Source organism: Ruegeria sp. G5, assembly GCF_056533365.1.
Genome location: NZ_JBQFOK010000006.1, coordinates 29,794 through 45,498, shown reverse-complemented (window position 1 = coordinate 45,498; position 15,705 = coordinate 29,794). Strand labels below are relative to the sequence as shown.

The following is a 15,705-nucleotide window of genomic DNA, read 5'->3' as shown; positions in this document are numbered from 1 at the left end:
AGCTAACCCAGCAACTCGAAATCCACACCACCGCGCACTTGTCCGTTCACCTGAATTTCAAGCCGGTGTATTCCCGGAACCAACTTGAAGGTGGTCGCGTCGCCCTTCAGCTTGTGGGTTTTGCGCAACTCAAGGGCCCCGCCGCGCAGCACCGCTTGTTTCAACTTGTGTACCTTAGGCGAGATTTTCCCGCCAGGCCTTTGGAAATGAATAATATAGTCAACCAAAACAGGCTGGTTTTCTGGTCCGTTTAGCGTGACTTCAAAGGTCAATGCACCGCCAATTTCCGCCTCACCATGCAGTTGAACATCAACCGACACATCGGCTTTGGGATCATACCCCAGCATAAGCATCGCACCCGGATGGCCAGATTTCACCAAACCCCGCAATGTATGAGTTGTCATCCAGTCCAGCTCATCTGCATTCTGATCCCCGGTTTTGTGCCAAAGTTTTAGACGATCCAGAACAAGTTCGGGGTCTTTCTTACTGATATCGTTAAGGTGGTTTGCTACAGACCGCGTCACATAGCGCGTTCTGTCGGCATACAGTTTATCCAAAAGTGGTAAAGGGTCCGACAGTTCCAACCCAACGGCCTGGCCCCAAGGCAACCGTGGGCGCGTTCCTTCAGAAACCAACCTGCGCACATGGTAGCTGTCGTGGTCACACCAAGCCTCCATTCGCGCCAGCACTTTTTCGGGATATCGGTTTAGAAACGGGCGAATGGCCCATTCCATCGAAAACCTTTGCGTCAGTTCTTCAAGCACGTCCAAGGACAGATCCGGGTGATCGAGGCCAATCTCGACCACCCAATCGCCTAAAGGAGCGAAGATGAAGTCGCCAAAATCATCATCCGATTTTGTGGGATCCAACGGTGGTGGCAAGGCGCGCAGGATTACCGGCGCGACTTTGGGTAAATCACCGGGCACCGCCTTTTGCAGGCATGCTGCAATCCACGCCATCCGCTCTTTCAGTTCAAGCTCAGGCAGGCGCGAGAGAACCTGTTGCTCAAACGCCAAAGCATCAAATGCCGGATCAGCCGCGGCCATTAAACCGCTGAGGAAACGTGTTTTCTCTGCGTTGAAAAGCTGATCCTTCAGTGAAAAACCCTGCGCCATAGCCTACATCGTCAGGTTGGTTGCGCCACCATCCAACAGGATGTTCTGACCAACGATAAAGCCCGCATGCTGAGAACACAGGAAGGCACAGGCAGCCCCGAATTCCTGCCGAGTTCCGTAACGGCGGGCTGGGATCGTCGCGGCGCGCTCAGCCCTTGCGTCCTCAATCGAGATGTTTTTCTGCAGTGAGACATTGCTGTCCAGCGAATCTGCACGGTCCGTCGCGTGAATGCCGGGCAACAGGTTGTTGATCGTCACGCCATGCGGCGCAACCTGCCGAGATGTGCCGGCCACATACCCAGTCAATCCGGTCCGCGCAGCATTGGACAAACCCAGCACAGGGATCGGTGCCCTGACGGACTGCGAGGTAATGTTCACAACCCGGCCCCAGCCTTTGTCCATCATGCCGGGCAACAAAGCCTTCATGAAAGCAATTGGAGTCAGCATATTGGCGTCCAGCGCGTTGATGAAATCCTCACGATCCCAATCCGACCACAGACCCGGAGGTGGCCCGCCGGCGTTTGTCACAAGGATATCAACACCCTGCGCCGCACTTATCACCTGTTCCTGACCCTCTGCCGACGTCACATCGCACGCAACCGTCTGCACGTCCACGCCGTGTTCCGACCGTAACCGCGCAGCTTCAGCCTCAAGCGCCTCAGCCCCGCGCGCGTTCATTACCAGATCGACGCCAGCCGCGGCCAAAGCCTCAGCACAACCGAGACCCAAACCCTTGCTGCTGGCACTGACCAGCGCGCGTTTACCTTTGATACCCAGATCCATCCGCTCCTCCCCATCTGTTGTTATCCGCATGTCTAGCACCGGCCAGACGAGGAAGACCAGATTTCAAGTTTGATCAGTAAAAGAACTCTTCACGCACGATCTTACCGTTTGCTACGTGGTAGACACCGACTTCTTTCATATCAAAGGTTTCGCCGGTTTCTTTAACCTTGCCTTGCACTTCAAAGATCACGGCAAACCGGTCCTCCCCATGCGGGAACGGGTCACTGACCGACGCGCCGAACACCTCATGCGCCCCTTCCCACCATTCATGTTTGCCACGGATAGCGTCGCGGCCGTGGGTTTCGCGGCCCATATCCATGAAATCCTGCGCTTCAACCGAAACAGCATCCTCGGCATACAGTTTATCCAAATTCTCTTTAGCGCGATCTTCACGGCAGCCTGCGACCAGTTCGTCTGCGATTTCTTTCAAATTCATTGATACTCTCCATTATTTGTTCACTATATGTTCTTATTGCCATAAGGACACGATTCGAACCACCCCCTTTGTCTTGCTTCAGCGGGTTTCCCCGCCTATACGCGCGTCATGCTTGATACCTCGAACCAACCCTCCCTGCCACCCGAGATCGCCCGGCGCCGGACATTCGCCATCATCTCGCACCCCGATGCGGGCAAGACGACGCTGACGGAAAAGTTCCTGCTGTACGGGGGCGCGATCCAGATGGCTGGTCAGGTGCGTGCCAAGGGCGAGGCGCGGCGCACACGCTCGGACTTTATGCAGATGGAGAAAGATCGCGGTATCTCGGTTTCCGCCTCGGCGATGTCGTTCGACTATGGGAATTTTCGGTTCAATCTGGTGGACACGCCCGGCCACAGCGATTTCTCGGAAGACACCTATCGCACTCTGACCGCCGTGGACGCCGCAGTTATGGTGATCGACGGAGCCAAGGGCGTGGAAAGCCAGACGCAGAAACTTTTCGAGGTTTGCCGCCTGCGCGATCTGCCGATCCTGACCTTCTGTAACAAGATGGACCGCGAAAGCCGCGATACGTTCGAGATCATCGACGAAATTCAGGAAATGCTGGCCATCGACGTCACACCTGCCGCGTGGCCGATTGGCGTGGGGCGTGACTTCATCGGCTGCTATGACATGCTGCGCGACCGGCTGGAACTGATGGACCGCGCCGACCGCAACAAGGTGGCCGAAAGCATTCAGATCGACGGGTTGGACGACCCCAAACTGGCCGAACACGTGCCTGAACACCTGCTTGAAAAACTGTTGGAAGAGGTCGAGATGGCGCGTGAGTTGCTGCCCGCGCTGGACCCGCAGGCCGTTTTGGAAGGTCACATGACCCCGATCTGGTTCGGCTCGGCGATCAATTCCTTTGGTGTGAAAGAACTGATGGAGGGTATCGGCGCTTATGGCCCGCAGCCACAGGTTCAGTCCGCCGAACCCCGCCAGATCGCGCCGGATGAAAAGAAGGTTGCAGGCTTTGTCTTCAAGGTGCAGGCCAATATGGACCCCAAGCACCGCGACCGGGTGGCCTTTGTGCGGATGGCCTCGGGGCATTTCAAACGTGGCATGAAGCTGACCCATGTGCGGTCGAAAAAGCCGATGGCAATCTCGAACCCGGTGCTGTTTCTGGCATCCGACCGCGAACTGGCCGAAGAAGCCTGGGCCGGTGACATCATCGGCATCCCCAACCATGGCCAGCTCCGCATCGGTGACACGCTGACCGAGGGTGAGGCGCTGCGCGTCACCGGCATTCCGTCCTTTGCGCCGGAGCTTCTGCAAACCGTCCGTGCGGGCGATCCGATGAAGGCCAAGCATCTGGAAAAGGCCCTGATGCAGTTCGCCGAAGAAGGCGCAGCCAAAGTGTTCAAACCCTCGATCGGCTCGGGCTTTATCGTGGGAGTCGTGGGCGCACTTCAATTCGAGGTACTCGCCAGCCGGATTGAGATGGAATACGGCCTGCCCGTGCGGTTCGAGGCGTCTCAGTTCACTTCGGCCCGCTGGGTGAGCGGCGAAAAGGCTGAGGTTGAGAAATTCGTCAACACCAACAAGCAGCACATAGCGCATGATCATGACGGCGACATTGTCTATCTGACACGCTTGCAATGGGATATCGACCGCGTTGTTCGGGACTATCCTCAGCTTAACCTGACGGCCACCAAGGAAATGATGACGTGATCCGTTCGCGGGAACGCGATGGTCGCTAGGCCGCCCATCTGGGGAATCGTATCGACCATCCGCGGGACGACTGCGGATATCCTCGGGTTTGTGGCCTATCACCTCGATCTGGGGGTCGACCGGATGTACCTGTATCTGGACGAGCCCAATCCAAAAACCTTCAACACGCTGAACAAACACCCGAAAATCGAGGTGCGCAATTGCGATGCTGGGTTCTGGGCCAACAGACAACGCGAAAAGCCGCCGAAACACCAAACGCGCCAGACCGCCAACGCGACGTTCACCTACCGCAAAGCGCCAGAGGACTGGTTGGCGCATATTGATGTGGATGAATTCTTATGGGCGTCTGCACCAATCCGCGACTTGCTGGCGGATGTCCCCAATGACGCCCCCGGCATCCGCATGCGCCCGATGGAGGCGTTGGCGGCCGGCACAGATCTGTACAAGGCCCATATCCCCAACGGCCCGGACCGCGAAAGCATAGTTCAGGCGGTGTATCCAAACTACGGCGCGTTTGTCCTCGGTGGGTTTCTCAGCCATGTTCAGGGTAAGCTCTTCGTCCGGACCGGCCTGCCTAAAATCAGCTTTCGGATTCACAACCTTTTTCAAAACGGCGAGCTGATACCTTGCAAGCATGAGATCCCACAACTTGACCTTTGCCACCGACACGCCCCGGACTGGGACCATTTTGTTCGGCACTATGAATTTCGGTTGGAACGCGGCTCTTATCAACCGGGAATGTCCCCTAACGTGCCCAGAGAACAAGGTGGTCTAAACAAGAACGAGCTGCTCAGTTGGATCGAACGCGAAGGCGGTCAGGAGGGGCTGCGCACCTTTTTTGACGAGATGAGCGGCGCAGACCCAAAGACGTTTTCGCGACTGCAGAAACAGGAGTTGATCCGCCACTGCCCGCTGGATCTGGATCGAAAGATCGCGAAACACTTTCCCGGAAGCACCTGAATTGTTGCAAGAAATCTCCACGCGAGACACCGAGAAAATAGTTGAAGTGACTTAATTTGACCCCGCCCTACGTTTTTGTTATGCCCCGCCCTAGCCGAAAAGCGCCAGACAGCGCTTGGCCATCCGGGCCCGGCACATTTTCGACGCGCGGGCCAGGTCTAGTGTCCGCATATACCGGACATACATGACAAAGTTTAACGAACTGAACTTGAACCCGAAGGTCCTCAAAGCCATTGAGGAAGCTGGATACGAAACCCCTACCCCGATCCAGGAAGGTGCCATTCCGCCTGCGCTTGAGGGTAAAGACGTTTTGGGGATCGCCCAGACCGGAACGGGCAAAACCGCCAGCTTCACGCTGCCGATGATCACCCTTCTGGCCCGTGGCCGCGCCCGTGCGCGGATGCCGCGTTCGCTGGTGTTGTGCCCGACGCGGGAACTGGCGGCGCAGGTGGCGGAAAACTTCGACACCTATACCAAACACCTGAAACTGACCAAGGCACTGTTGATCGGTGGCGTCAGTTTCAAGGAACAAGAGGCTCTGATCGACCGGGGCGTCGACGTTCTGATTGCCACTCCGGGCCGTCTGCTGGACCACTTTGAGCGCGGTAAGCTGCTGCTGACCGGCGTTCAGATCATGGTGGTGGATGAGGCCGACCGTATGCTGGATATGGGCTTTATCCCCGATATCGAGCGCATCTTCTCGCTGACGCCATTCACGCGCCAGACGCTGTTCTTCTCGGCCACTATGGCGTCCGAGATTGAGCGGATCACCGACACTTTCCTTTCCGCCCCTGCGCGGATCGAGGTTGCCCGTCAGGCCACCGCATCCGAGACAATCGAACAGGGCGTGATCATGTTCAAAGGCGGTCGCCGCGACCGTGAGGCCAGCGCCAAGCGCAAGGTTCTGCGCGCGTTGATCGACGCCGAGGGTGACGGATGCACCAATGCGATCATTTTCTGCAACCGTAAGACGGATGTAGATATCTGCGCCAAGTCGTTGAAGAAATACGGCTATAACGCCGCTGCAATTCACGGCGACCTGGATCAGTCGCAACGGATGAAGACACTGGACGGTTTCCGCGACGGGTCATTGCGCCTGTTGGTGGCATCAGATGTGGCCGCGCGTGGTTTGGACATCCCCTCTGTCAGCCACGTTTTCAACTTCGATGTTCCCGGCCATGCTGAGGACTATGTTCACCGCATCGGCCGAACCGGCCGCGCCGGACGCGAAGGCAAAGCTGTGACCATCTGCTCAGGTCGCGATGAAAAAGCGTTGGATGCAATCGAAAAGCTGATCCAGAAGGAAATTCCGCGTCTGGACAACCCGGTTAAAGAAGAACCTAAGGCGGATGCGCCTAAGCCCGAGACGAAGACCAAAACGTCGGACGCTCCGAAAGGCGAAAACAAGAAGGGCGACCGCAAAAAGGACAAAGACAGCAAGGGACGCGGTCGTCGCGACGACAAGGGCCCAACCGTTGTCGGAATGGGTGACCACCTGCCCAGCTTTATTGCCCTTAGCTTTGATGAGCGCCGCGCAGGCTAAATCGCCAGCACAAGGGCCAGTATTGATACTCCCAAAAGTGTCATCCCGGCGATCTCACGCCGGGTGATAGTTTCTCGGAAAAACAAGATCGAAGCGACAAGGCTCAGGATCAACTCCACCTGCCCCAGCGCTTTGACATAGGCGGCGTTCTGCAAGGTGAACGCCAGAAACCAGCAAAACGATCCGCACAGACTGGTCAGCCCCACAAAAACTGCAGTTCGGCGTGTATCCCAAACCGCGCGCAGCTCGGCCCGGTCGCGCCAGAGCAGCCACAGCCCCATGCTGACGAACTGAAAGGTCACAACGACCGCCAACGTCACAAGCGCCCGAAACCACGCGTCGATATCACCCAGTTCCAGCGAAGCACCGCGATAGCTGACCGAGGAAAACGCGAACAACACGCCAGACCCCAACCCAAGGCGCGATGCGCGGTTCGTCAGGTGCTGCCACCAACGCCCGTCGCCGCCGGGTGTTTTCGACAGCAGCAATACCGCCGTTAGCCCAAGAAGGATCGCCGCAAGTGCCCCAGCTGAGACCTGATCGCCTAGCACTATGAACCCAAGGACCGCAGTTTGAATGACTTCGGTTTTCTTGAACGTAATGCCGACCGCGAAATTACGTTGTTTGAAAAGTGCGACCACACAGATTGTGGCCAGTATTTGAGATGTGCCACCGATGGCCGCGAAGACCCAGAACCAAGCTGTAAAACTCGGTAAACTGTATCCACTGGTCGTCAAAGCGACGATCAGAGCCAAAACCGCCAACGGCATTGAATATGCAAAGCGCGCGAATGTGGCCCCCGCTGCGGATAGCTTCACGCTGCTCAGCGATTTTTGCAGCATGAAGCGCACAGTCTGAAAGGACGCAGCGGCGATGGTGACGGGAATCCAAAGGCTCATGCGGACCCTTGTGACCGCAAATCAACCTCTTGGCCAGAGCGGGTGCGATACAGGATCCTTGGCACGCCAGAAATACGCCCGAAAAATATCGGCATAGGAGCGGTAAACGTAAGCGTCGTTTTGGCTGAGATAGCCTTCTTTTCCAGACCGATATAGCGCGGGTAATCTGTACCACGGCGCGGATGGATGCGTGTGATGGACGACGTGCAAGTTGTTGTTAAGGAACAAAAAGGCCAGAACACTTTGGTCTTCAATGATCACAGTGCGCGCCTGTGGGTCATAATGCGCACGATGTTCAAGGAAGGTTCGAATTTTAACTAGCCCCAGACCGATGTAAGCGGACAAGATATAGGCCCAAAGGGGCATGCTCGACAGGGATACGATCCACAAAACAACGATCACGCCGAGTATGTGCAACATCCACGCGCGCAAAACGCTCAGATCCTTCAGTCGCCGCGCATCCGAACGCATAAATGCGATCTGGCCGATCGCAGGCCCTAAAACAATCCGTCCAAGCAGGGTGTTATTGGCGGACAAAATCCGTTTTTGACAGGTTCGCAATCCGGCCCAGACCTTTGGATCCATGTAGTTTGACTCAGGGTCGTCATAGGGATCGGTCAGGGTTTCGTCGCGATGGTGGGCCAGATGCATATCGCGAAACCGCTGGTAAGGGATAAACAACGTCAGAGGCAAAGCCATCAATGCCTCATTCAGCCATCTTTGCCGAAACGGGTGCCCATGCAACGCTTCGTGCGTCAAGGAAGAGTGCAATGCCGCGACCATCCCCATGAAAGGGATCGACATCCAAACCGGCAATAAGAAGATCGCGACACCCCACGCCGCGTAGCAGGCCAATATCAGGGCGAAGGTACGCCACTCGGGTCCAACACGCTCAGACATTGCGACCCCAGGAAATCCGGGCCCAGACACGTTCGTAAATGACGTACATGGTTAGCCCGATGGCCGTATTCACAACCGCCAGAGTTCCACCGATTGCGGCGGAGCCAGTGGCTATCAGGCCGACCAAGGTCATCACCGCAAGCCCCATGGCGTTCCACATCACCGCTTTCACGACTGATCTGCGTCGCGTTTCCATTCCGTTATCCATATTATTGTTATGATTTAAGAATTACGGACCAGCGATTGGTTTGAAAATTCTGAATATGATTAACAAAATTCATCATATGTGATAAATTAAAACACATGACGGAAAAAATCGACAAACGAGATCGCGCGGCCCAGTTTCGACGACGTCTTGCCCGAGCGATGGAAGACAAACACATAAGCCAAAGCGCGTTAGCGCGCGATATCGGGGTCGACAGGTCAACCGTGTCTCAACTGCTGACTGACGAAGGTGCAAGATTGCCCAATGCGCATGTTGTTGGCAGTTGCGCCGCCGCCTTGGGGGTATCTGCAGACTGGTTGTTGTCCTTGTCTGATCGACCCGAAAGCGCCGCCGAACTGTTGGCAAGTTCCATGTCGATCACAGAGGCCCCACGCGCATTGGTCGACGAACGTATCTTTCAATGGCACAAAGAGGCCGCCGGCTACAAAATCCGTTATGTTCCAGCTACTTTGCCGGACATGCTAAAGACCCGGGCGGTGCTGGAGTGGGAATACGCTCCTCATCTGGGGCGTACTGCAGATCAGGCGATCGGCGCCTCAGAGGATCGGCTGACATGGATGCGTAGCGCCCAATCCGACTACGAGATCGCGATGCCGCTTTATGAAATCGACAGCTTTGCCAATGCAACCGGCTACTATCAGGGGTTGGATGTCGATACGCGACACGACCAAATCAACCATCTGACTACACTGTGCGATCAACTATACCCGCGATTGCGCATTTATCTTTTCGACGCGAAACGCCTCTATTCCGCCCCCGTCACGATATTTGGATCGTTGTTATGCGTGTTCTATGCAGGCAGCCACTATATGGCGTTCCGAGATCGTGACCGCGTTGAAACCTTTACCCGGCATTTTGACGCTTTGGTGCGCGAGGCGGATGTCGCGGCGCGGGATTTTTCAAGCTACCTCAGACGATTGCAGGAAAAGATGCGCTGACTCTGATCCTGTGCTATCGTCAATTGGCGCGAACTTTCGGGCATTCCGACCAAAGACGGAGGAGCACAGGAATGGACGCATTACAAACAGCTCAATATGCACGCGCTTTGTATTCGGCACATGGCGACCGGGCCGAGGCCGAAGCGGCGCAGAAGATGCGCGAATGCGAGGCCGCGGGAAACGTACAACAAGCGCAGGATTGGCAGGCGGTCCGCCAAAGCATCCGGCAGATGCGCGGGCCAAATCAGGGCTAGTCAGAGCTTCGGATCGGGGTTCACGGTATGGCCGTCCACGGCGATCACCTGCCCCGAGACCAAACGCGCCGAGTCCGAGGCCAGAAAAACGGCCATATTGGCGATGTCATGCGCCTCGACGAAGCGACCCATAGACGTGCCGGACGCGTAGCCGGCATAGACCTGATCGCGAGTCATGCCTTTGGCATCGGCTTCACGTTGTAAGACGCCATCCATCCTTGGGCCCTCTACCGCACCAGGACAAATTGCGTTGGCCCGAATTCCATGCGGCCCAAGCTCCATGGCCAAGGTTTTCATCAGGCCGATCACGGCCCATTTCGCCGCAGCGTAGGGCGCGCGGTACGGATAGCCATACTGCCCAGCGGTTGAAGATGTAAGAACGATGCTGCCAGAGCCCGCAGCTTTCATCATTGGAACAGCGTGCTTGGCGGCAAGGAAAGCCCCGTCAAGGTTGACTGCGACACAGGACCGCCAAGCCGCTAAATCCATGTCTTCAATGGCGCTTGTTGGGCCTGCAATACCCGCATTTGCACACAGCACGTCAATGCCGCCCTTCTCCTTAACGTCTTGGAAAACGGCGATCATGTCTTTTTCGTCAGCCACATCGGCCAGGTGGCTTGTCCAATGCGCAGGCAATTCAGCCAGCGCACTTTCGTCAATATCCGTCACGACAATTGCATAACCGGCGGCATCAAAAGCCTGCGCCATTGCCAGCCCAACACCCGATGCGCCAGCCGTAATCAGGGCACGTTTCTTCATGTGGGTTTGCGGATCGCAGCGCCTGCGCCTTCTGGATAGGGCAATCCTGCCTGCGCTTGCGCGATCCGGGCCATTGCGGCTTCGATCTCGGGCGAAGGCGCGCTGGGACGACGGGATTCCAGGCTGACATGCAGCAAAAAGCTCTCGCCCGTGGCCAGCAGTTTGTCACCCTCATACATGCTGTGGAACACATGTAGTTTTTTACCCTGCCCCAACAACATCTGCGTACGTACTTGGATCTTTGCACCGGCGTGAACCTCATCCACGTAACGGATATGGTTTTCTGCGGTGAAATAGCTGCCACCCGAGGCAATGTAATCCGCGTCACAGCCGATGATTTCCATGAACCGGTCAGTGGCGGCGGCAAAGGCTTCCAGATAACGCGCCTCGTTCATGTGGCCGTTATAGTCGGTCCAGTCCAGCGGCACGGCACGCGACAAAGTGAGGATCGGTTGTGTCAAGTCTGCCTGATCCAACGTAGGCAGCGCACCCGGCTTCAAGAGCGCATCGTGTTGGTTCAATACCGCACCTGCGCCATAGTTCTGCGCCTTTAGCGCCCGCATCATGCCAACAAGATTGTTGTCGCGGATACGCTCCAGTTCGCGGATCGAATGCATGCCTGACTGCGCATCGGACTGATCCGCGATCAGATCGACCAGTTCATCGGTAAATTCGGGCACATCCATCAGCTTGGTCCACGGCCATTTCAGTGCCGGACCAAACTGCGCCATGAAATGTCGCATCCCAGCTTCGCCCCCGGCCACGCGGTAGGTTTCGAACAACCCCATCTGCGCCCAGCGGATACCAAAGCCCATGCGAATGGCCTCATCAACCTCTTCGGTGGTGGCGATGCCGTCCTTGACCAGCCAAAGCGCCTCGCGCCAGACGGCCTCAAGAAAGCGGTCCGCAATATGTGCGTCGATCTCTTTTTTGATGTGCAGTGGAAAGAAACCGACGGATTTCAACAGCTCTTGCGCACGTTCGACCATTTCCGGCGGGTTCTTATCGGTCGGTACCAATTCGATCAGAGGCAGCAGGTAAACCGGGTTGAACGGATGCGTCACCACGATCTGTTCGGGTCGCAACGCGCCGTCTTGCAGTTCCGACGGTTTGAACCCGCTGGTCGACGAGCCAATAATCGCGCCCGGATCACACGCCTCCTGCAACCCCTTGTAAACCTTCAACTTCAGATCCAACCGCTCGGGCACACTTTCCTGAATCCACTCCGCGCCCTGCACAGCCTCGGCCATATCTTCATGGAAACTCAGAGAACCCTCGGGTGGCAACGGCACATCACTCAGCCCCGGCAGCGACCGCCGCGCATTGTCCAGAACCTCCCCAATCTTGCGCTCAGCTTCAGGATCAGGGTCAAAAACCCGAACGTCCCACCCGTTCAGCAAAAACCGCGCGGCCCAACCGCCGCCGATCACACCACCACCAATGATTGCCGCTGTTTTCACGTCGATCCGCCTCTTCATCTGGCTAAAAATATCCCGGGGGTTTGGGGGCTGGCCCCCAATCTGAACTTATTTCGCCACCGGCGCGCGTTTGGTCAAACCAAGCTTCTTACGCACCTCAGCAGGCCCAATTACCTTCGCGCCCATATTTTCAATGATGGTTCCCGCACGCTCGACCAACTGCCAGTTCTCGGCCAGAACACCCTTGTCCAGCCACAGATTGTCCTCCAACCCTACACGCACGTTGCCGCCCGCAAGCACAGTGGCCGCCACATAGGCCATCTGGTTTCGTCCCAAGGAAAACGCGCTAAACGTCCAATCCTCGGGCACGTTGTTCACCATTGCTATGAACGTATTCAGATCATCTGGTGCACCCCACGGAACCCCCATACATAGCTGAACCAAAGCGTTCGGCTCAAGAATCCCCTCTTTCACCAGTTGCTTGGCAAACCACAGATGACCGGTATCAAAAGCTTCAATCTCGGGCTTCACACCCATATCCGTCATCATCTGCCCCATCGCCCGCAGCGCACCGGGGGTATTGGTCATCACATAGTCAGCTTCGGCAAAGTTCATGGTGCCGCAGTCCAGGGTGCAGATCTCGGGCAGACATTCGGCAATATGCGCAACGCGCTCGGACGCGCCGATCATATCGGTCGCGGCCTCATTGACCGGAAACGGGCTTTCCACACCGCCGAACACGATGTCTCCGCCCATCCCAGCGGTCAGGTTCAGCACCACATCCACGTCTGCATCCCGAATGCGATCGGTCACCTCGCGGTACAAATCCAGACGACGGCTTGGCGCACCGGTTTCGGGATCGCGCACATGACAATGAACAACGGCGGCACCAGCCTTGGCGGCCGCGATCGCACTGTCTGCAATCTGCTGCGGCGATCGCGGCACGTGCGGGCTGCGATCTTGTGTTCCCCCCGAGCCCGTGACGGCACAGGTGATAAAGACTTCGCGGTTCATTTCCAGCGGCATAGCGTTCTCCCCAAGATATACCGTGATTTAACCAGAGTTTTCCCCAGGCTTGTCCCAGGATTCCGATTTGCGTTCCAACCCGACTCTGACGCAGCCTTGTAGAAACACTTGTCAGAATGCGAATCGAACTTGATGCAATCCGCAAAAAACATACTGCAACCAGAACATCGCGCCCTGAAAACGGCAGTGCTGGTGCTGGACGAATGCAACACGCTCAGCTTTGCGTCGGCCGTTGACCCGATGCGCGCGGCAAACCGTCTGGCCGACCGCCCCGCTTTTGACTGGGACTATGTTACGGCAACGCCGGAACCTGCAACGCTGACTAGCGCCTTGCAGGTACCCGGTATACCGCTTGCGCGACTGCAATCCTGCGACCTTCTGATTGTCGTCGCGGGTTTCCAGTTGGCACGCCATGCGACACCAAGTTTGCTGGCCGGGCTGCGTCGCATTGCAGGTACCGGTGCCGCTCTGGCAGGTATCGACGGCGGCCCCTGGCTCTTGGCCGAAGCAGGGCTTCTGGATGGTCATGCGGCAACCACGCATTGGGAAGACCTCGACAGTTTCGCCTCGCGGTTCCCGGATGTAGACGTGCGCCCCGACCGCTTTACTGTCTCACACAACCGGCTGACATCCGGCGGAGCGATCCCCGCGGTCGAGATGATGTTGCACATAATAGCGGCTCGCCACGGTGCCGGCTTTGCCGCACGTGTGTCCGGTTTGTTTTTGTACGACGGGGCGCCGGAGCCCACAAAACCACAAAGCCGCACCGGCGCACCGCACCGCCATACCGCATTGACTGCAAAGGCAAATGCACTGATGCAAGCCTCTTTGGACGACCCCCTGCCCTTGGCGGACATCGCGGCGACGCTGCACACAAGCCCTCGCACTCTGCAGCAACAATTCCGACTGCGGTTGAACACGACGCCTCAGGATCATTACCTGCAGCTCAGACTGGCCGAAGCGCGCCGACTGGTCACCGACACTGAGATGCCGCTGATGGATATAGCCCTTGCCACGGGCTTTGCCTCGCAATCCAGTTTTGCGCGCGCCTTTCGTACGGCTCACGGCCTGTCTGCCCGCGACCTCAGGCAAGAGCGGACCTTCCCCACCCATCACTGACGGGATCCGCTTCATCTGGCCCTAAATATCCCGGGGGAGTCGCGCGCAGCGCGGCGGGGGCAGCGCCCCCTAAAACGGCAGCGGATGCGCGCGGTGCGCCTCGGAAATATCGGACAGCACCTCAGAAGACAGCTGGACATCCTTGCCATCCAAGATCCGCTCAAGTTGCTCCACTTTAGTGGCCCCAAAAATCGCGCTGGTCATGAAAGGCCGCGTCCGGCACCAGGCAAGCGCCATGTGTACAGGGTCCAATCCGTGCCGCTCAGCAATCGCGAGGTAGGCTGCAACGGCTTCGAACGCGCGTTCGCCCCGACGCCCACCAACGTCGGGAACCAGGGACATACGCGAGCCTTCGGGCACCGCCCCGCCTTGATACTTTCCGGTCAAAAACCCAGCCGCCAAGGGGGAAAAGGCCAACAGGCCCACATCCTCATGAACGCTTAGCTCGGCCATATCCGTATCAAAGTGGCGACACATCAGCGAGTATTCATTCTGGATCGACGCGACCCTAGGCGCACCCTGTTCCTCGGCGATGCGTAACCACTGCGCGGTACCCCAGGCACTTTCGTTTGACAGACCAAAGGATCGGATATTGCCCTTTTCGACCTGGACTTGAAGAACCGCAAGGCATTCCGACATGTTCTCCAGCACCTCAGCAGTGTTGTGCCCGCTGGGCGCATAGCTCCAGTTCTGGCGAAACATGTAACTTCCGCGATTTGGCCAGTGGAACTGGTACAGATCAATGCAGTCCGTTTGCAACCGCCGCAGCGAACCTTCGATTGCCCCGGGAATTGAAGCGGCCGTAATCGGGGCACCATCTCGAACATGCGACATGCCCGCACCCGAATGTTTGGTCGCAAGAATATACCCCGATCGACGCGCCGGGTTTGCGGCATTCCAATTGCCCAGATACGCCTCGGTCCGTCCGATCGTCTCCTTCGCGATTGGGTTTACGGGGTACATCTCGGCCGCATCAACAAAGTTGATCCCCGCATCCAACGCCATGTCCATTTGCCGATGCGCGTCTGCCTCAGAGGTTTGCGACCCAAAAGTCATGGTGCCAAGACACAGATCCGTCACCATCATGCCGGTGCGGCCCAAGGGCTTCAATTCCATCTGTCGATCTCCTGAGAATTTCTTTTGATGCCAGACCTCAAGCCTCGGCCTTCTTTTCCCACCGGCCCGATTCCTCGGACCAGTACTGCGCCGAGCAACCCGCGGACGTCAGGTCTTTCCACTGCCCGCGCGCGTGTTGAACTGCTTGCTCATCATTGCCGTCGAACAAGATACAGACCCGTTCAAGAGCCGTGACCTCTTCGGCTGCGACGGCGGCTCCGTCTACGGCCATGACGCAGGCCGGGTCGTTGGTGGCCTCTGGTCCGGTCGTTAGCAAGATCGGCTGGGCCCGGTCATGGGTACCACCGGCACGTCCGTGCGGCAGGAACCCTTCGTCGGGTCCCAACCACAGTTTTTCATCCAGCCAATCCATCCGTGCAGGATCAGTACCACGCACGGCAATCTTCCACCCTGCTTGCCGCGCCTTTTCCAGCAGCACAGGCAATGTGCGCTCCAGCGGCTGACGCGTCAGGTGATAGAAATAGACGGCGCCCATGCGA

17 protein-coding genes are annotated in these 15,705 nt (G+C 57.3%); 6 read left to right on the top strand and 11 right to left on the bottom strand.

Annotation, left to right across the window (positions count from 1 at the left end):
- Window positions 1-2: 2 nt before the first annotated feature.
- The 3 genes from ACR0BD_RS12080 to ACR0BD_RS12070 form a co-directional block, all read right to left on the bottom strand.
- Window positions 3-1,115 carry a DNA alkylation repair protein gene (locus ACR0BD_RS12080; protein WP_480693790.1) on the bottom strand — a complete coding sequence of 371 codons (1,113 nt, stop codon included), beginning with the start codon at window positions 1,113-1,115 and terminating at the stop codon, window positions 3-5.
- A 3-nt stretch (window positions 1,116-1,118) separates the two neighbouring features.
- Complete coding sequence (locus tag ACR0BD_RS12075; RefSeq protein ID WP_480830994.1) at window positions 1,119-1,898, bottom strand: SDR family oxidoreductase; 780 nt, start codon at window positions 1,896-1,898, stop codon at window positions 1,119-1,121.
- Between the two features lie 73 nt (window positions 1,899-1,971).
- On the bottom strand, window positions 1,972-2,334 hold the full coding sequence (locus tag ACR0BD_RS12070) for a SnoaL-like domain-containing protein (RefSeq protein ID WP_480693792.1): 363 nt from the start codon (window positions 2,332-2,334) through the stop codon (window positions 1,972-1,974).
- A 108-nt stretch (window positions 2,335-2,442) separates the two neighbouring features.
- Here ACR0BD_RS12070 and ACR0BD_RS12065 point away from each other — a divergent pair, with 108 nt between their 5' ends.
- The 3 genes from ACR0BD_RS12065 to ACR0BD_RS12055 all read left to right on the top strand — a co-directional run bounded on the left by ACR0BD_RS12065 (window position 2,443) and on the right by ACR0BD_RS12055 (window position 6,550).
- Window positions 2,443-4,047 carry a peptide chain release factor 3 gene (locus ACR0BD_RS12065; RefSeq protein ID WP_480830745.1) on the top strand — a complete coding sequence of 535 codons (1,605 nt, stop codon included), beginning with the start codon at window positions 2,443-2,445 and terminating at the stop codon, window positions 4,045-4,047.
- 18 nt (window positions 4,048-4,065) lie between these two features.
- Entirely contained in the window at window positions 4,066-5,007 is a 942-nt protein-coding gene (locus ACR0BD_RS12060) for a glycosyltransferase family 2 protein (protein ID WP_480830742.1), read from the top strand.
- A 184-nt stretch (window positions 5,008-5,191) separates the two neighbouring features.
- Window positions 5,192-6,550, top strand: a complete 1,359-nt coding sequence (locus ACR0BD_RS12055; RefSeq protein WP_480830740.1) for a DEAD/DEAH box helicase — start codon at window positions 5,192-5,194, stop codon at window positions 6,548-6,550.
- On the opposite strand, the gene ACR0BD_RS12050 is transcribed toward ACR0BD_RS12055, so the two are convergent.
- From ACR0BD_RS12050 to ACR0BD_RS12040, 3 genes are read right to left on the bottom strand one after another with little or no spacing between them, the layout of a single operon-like run.
- Complete coding sequence (locus ACR0BD_RS12050; protein ID WP_480693800.1) at window positions 6,547-7,449, bottom strand: EamA family transporter; 903 nt, start codon at window positions 7,447-7,449, stop codon at window positions 6,547-6,549. The genes ACR0BD_RS12055 and ACR0BD_RS12050 overlap by 4 nt on opposite strands.
- Before the next feature lie 21 nt (window positions 7,450-7,470).
- Window positions 7,471-8,349 (bottom strand): fatty acid desaturase, encoded by an 879-nt coding sequence (locus ACR0BD_RS12045; protein ID WP_480830737.1) that lies wholly within the window; start codon window positions 8,347-8,349, stop codon window positions 7,471-7,473.
- Window positions 8,342-8,545, bottom strand: coding sequence for a DUF2061 domain-containing protein (locus ACR0BD_RS12040; protein WP_480830736.1), 204 nt, complete (start codon window positions 8,543-8,545; stop codon window positions 8,342-8,344). The genes ACR0BD_RS12045 and ACR0BD_RS12040 overlap by 8 nt, the downstream gene beginning before the upstream one ends.
- Before the next feature lie 107 nt (window positions 8,546-8,652).
- On the opposite strand from ACR0BD_RS12040, the gene ACR0BD_RS12035 reads away from it, so the two are divergent.
- Complete coding sequence (locus tag ACR0BD_RS12035) at window positions 8,653-9,513, top strand: helix-turn-helix domain-containing protein (RefSeq protein ID WP_480830733.1); 861 nt, start codon at window positions 8,653-8,655, stop codon at window positions 9,511-9,513.
- A 71-nt stretch (window positions 9,514-9,584) separates the two neighbouring features.
- A complete protein-coding gene (locus tag ACR0BD_RS12030) occupies window positions 9,585-9,767 on the top strand; it encodes a hypothetical protein (RefSeq protein WP_480693808.1) in 183 nt (60 codons plus the stop codon).
- Here the strand turns inward: ACR0BD_RS12030 and ACR0BD_RS12025 are convergent, their stop codons facing one another.
- Genes ACR0BD_RS12025 through bcoG form a run of 3 tightly spaced genes read right to left on the bottom strand, consistent with a single transcriptional unit; the run spans window position 9,768 to window position 12,970 of the window.
- On the bottom strand, window positions 9,768-10,526 hold the full coding sequence (locus ACR0BD_RS12025; protein WP_480830731.1) for an SDR family oxidoreductase: 759 nt from the start codon (window positions 10,524-10,526) through the stop codon (window positions 9,768-9,770). It abuts the gene before it with no gap.
- A complete protein-coding gene (locus ACR0BD_RS12020; protein WP_480830727.1) occupies window positions 10,523-12,004 on the bottom strand; it encodes a carnitine 3-dehydrogenase in 1,482 nt (493 codons plus the stop codon). Before ACR0BD_RS12020 ends, ACR0BD_RS12025 begins: the two co-directional genes overlap by 4 nt.
- A 48-nt stretch (window positions 12,005-12,052) precedes the next feature.
- On the bottom strand, window positions 12,053-12,970 hold the full coding sequence (gene bcoG / locus ACR0BD_RS12015; protein ID WP_480830725.1) for a 3-dehydrocarnitine:acetyl-CoA trimethylamine transferase BcoG: 918 nt from the start codon (window positions 12,968-12,970) through the stop codon (window positions 12,053-12,055).
- A 132-nt stretch (window positions 12,971-13,102) separates the two neighbouring features.
- Between bcoG and ACR0BD_RS12010 the strand changes: the two genes are divergently transcribed.
- Window positions 13,103-14,089: a GlxA family transcriptional regulator gene (locus ACR0BD_RS12010; protein ID WP_480830723.1), complete on the top strand. Its 987-nt coding sequence runs from the start codon at window positions 13,103-13,105 to the stop codon at window positions 14,087-14,089.
- 69 nt (window positions 14,090-14,158) lie between these two features.
- On the opposite strand, the gene ACR0BD_RS12005 is transcribed toward ACR0BD_RS12010, so the two are convergent.
- Entirely contained in the window at window positions 14,159-15,205 is a 1,047-nt protein-coding gene (locus tag ACR0BD_RS12005; protein WP_480830721.1) for an aldo/keto reductase, read from the bottom strand.
- Between the two features lie 37 nt (window positions 15,206-15,242).
- Window positions 15,243-15,701: a DNA polymerase III subunit chi gene (locus ACR0BD_RS12000; protein WP_480830719.1), complete on the bottom strand. Its 459-nt coding sequence runs from the start codon at window positions 15,699-15,701 to the stop codon at window positions 15,243-15,245.
- Between the last annotated feature and the right edge of the window lie 4 nt (window positions 15,702-15,705).

What these genes read in the sequence shown, in the direction of transcription:
- ACR0BD_RS12080 (WP_480693790.1), bottom strand. Translation starts at nt 1,115, where the DNA reads ATGGCGCAGGGTTTTTCACTGAAGGATCAGCTTTTCAACGCAGAGAAA.
- ACR0BD_RS12075 (WP_480830994.1), bottom strand. Translation starts at nt 1,898, where the DNA reads ATGGATCTGGGTATCAAAGGTAAACGCGCGCTGGTCAGTGCCAGCAGC.
- ACR0BD_RS12070 (WP_480693792.1), bottom strand. Translation starts at nt 2,334, where the DNA reads ATGAATTTGAAAGAAATCGCAGACGAACTGGTCGCAGGCTGCCGTGAA.
- ACR0BD_RS12065 (WP_480830745.1), top strand. Translation starts at nt 2,443, where the DNA reads ATGCTTGATACCTCGAACCAACCCTCCCTGCCACCCGAGATCGCCCGG.
- ACR0BD_RS12060 (WP_480830742.1), top strand. Translation starts at nt 4,066, where the DNA reads ATGGTCGCTAGGCCGCCCATCTGGGGAATCGTATCGACCATCCGCGGG.
- ACR0BD_RS12055 (WP_480830740.1), top strand. Translation starts at nt 5,192, where the DNA reads ATGACAAAGTTTAACGAACTGAACTTGAACCCGAAGGTCCTCAAAGCC.
- ACR0BD_RS12050 (WP_480693800.1), bottom strand. Translation starts at nt 7,449, where the DNA reads ATGAGCCTTTGGATTCCCGTCACCATCGCCGCTGCGTCCTTTCAGACT.
- ACR0BD_RS12045 (WP_480830737.1), bottom strand. Translation starts at nt 8,349, where the DNA reads ATGTCTGAGCGTGTTGGACCCGAGTGGCGTACCTTCGCCCTGATATTG.
- ACR0BD_RS12040 (WP_480830736.1), bottom strand. Translation starts at nt 8,545, where the DNA reads ATGGAAACGCGACGCAGATCAGTCGTGAAAGCGGTGATGTGGAACGCC.
- ACR0BD_RS12035 (WP_480830733.1), top strand. Translation starts at nt 8,653, where the DNA reads ATGACGGAAAAAATCGACAAACGAGATCGCGCGGCCCAGTTTCGACGA.
- ACR0BD_RS12030 (WP_480693808.1), top strand. Translation starts at nt 9,585, where the DNA reads ATGGACGCATTACAAACAGCTCAATATGCACGCGCTTTGTATTCGGCA.
- ACR0BD_RS12025 (WP_480830731.1), bottom strand. Translation starts at nt 10,526, where the DNA reads ATGAAGAAACGTGCCCTGATTACGGCTGGCGCATCGGGTGTTGGGCTG.
- ACR0BD_RS12020 (WP_480830727.1), bottom strand. Translation starts at nt 12,004, where the DNA reads ATGAAGAGGCGGATCGACGTGAAAACAGCGGCAATCATTGGTGGTGGT.
- bcoG (WP_480830725.1), bottom strand. Translation starts at nt 12,970, where the DNA reads ATGCCGCTGGAAATGAACCGCGAAGTCTTTATCACCTGTGCCGTCACG.
- ACR0BD_RS12010 (WP_480830723.1), top strand. Translation starts at nt 13,103, where the DNA reads ATGCAATCCGCAAAAAACATACTGCAACCAGAACATCGCGCCCTGAAA.
- ACR0BD_RS12005 (WP_480830721.1), bottom strand. Translation starts at nt 15,205, where the DNA reads ATGGAATTGAAGCCCTTGGGCCGCACCGGCATGATGGTGACGGATCTG.
- ACR0BD_RS12000 (WP_480830719.1), bottom strand. Translation starts at nt 15,701, where the DNA reads ATGGGCGCCGTCTATTTCTATCACCTGACGCGTCAGCCGCTGGAGCGC.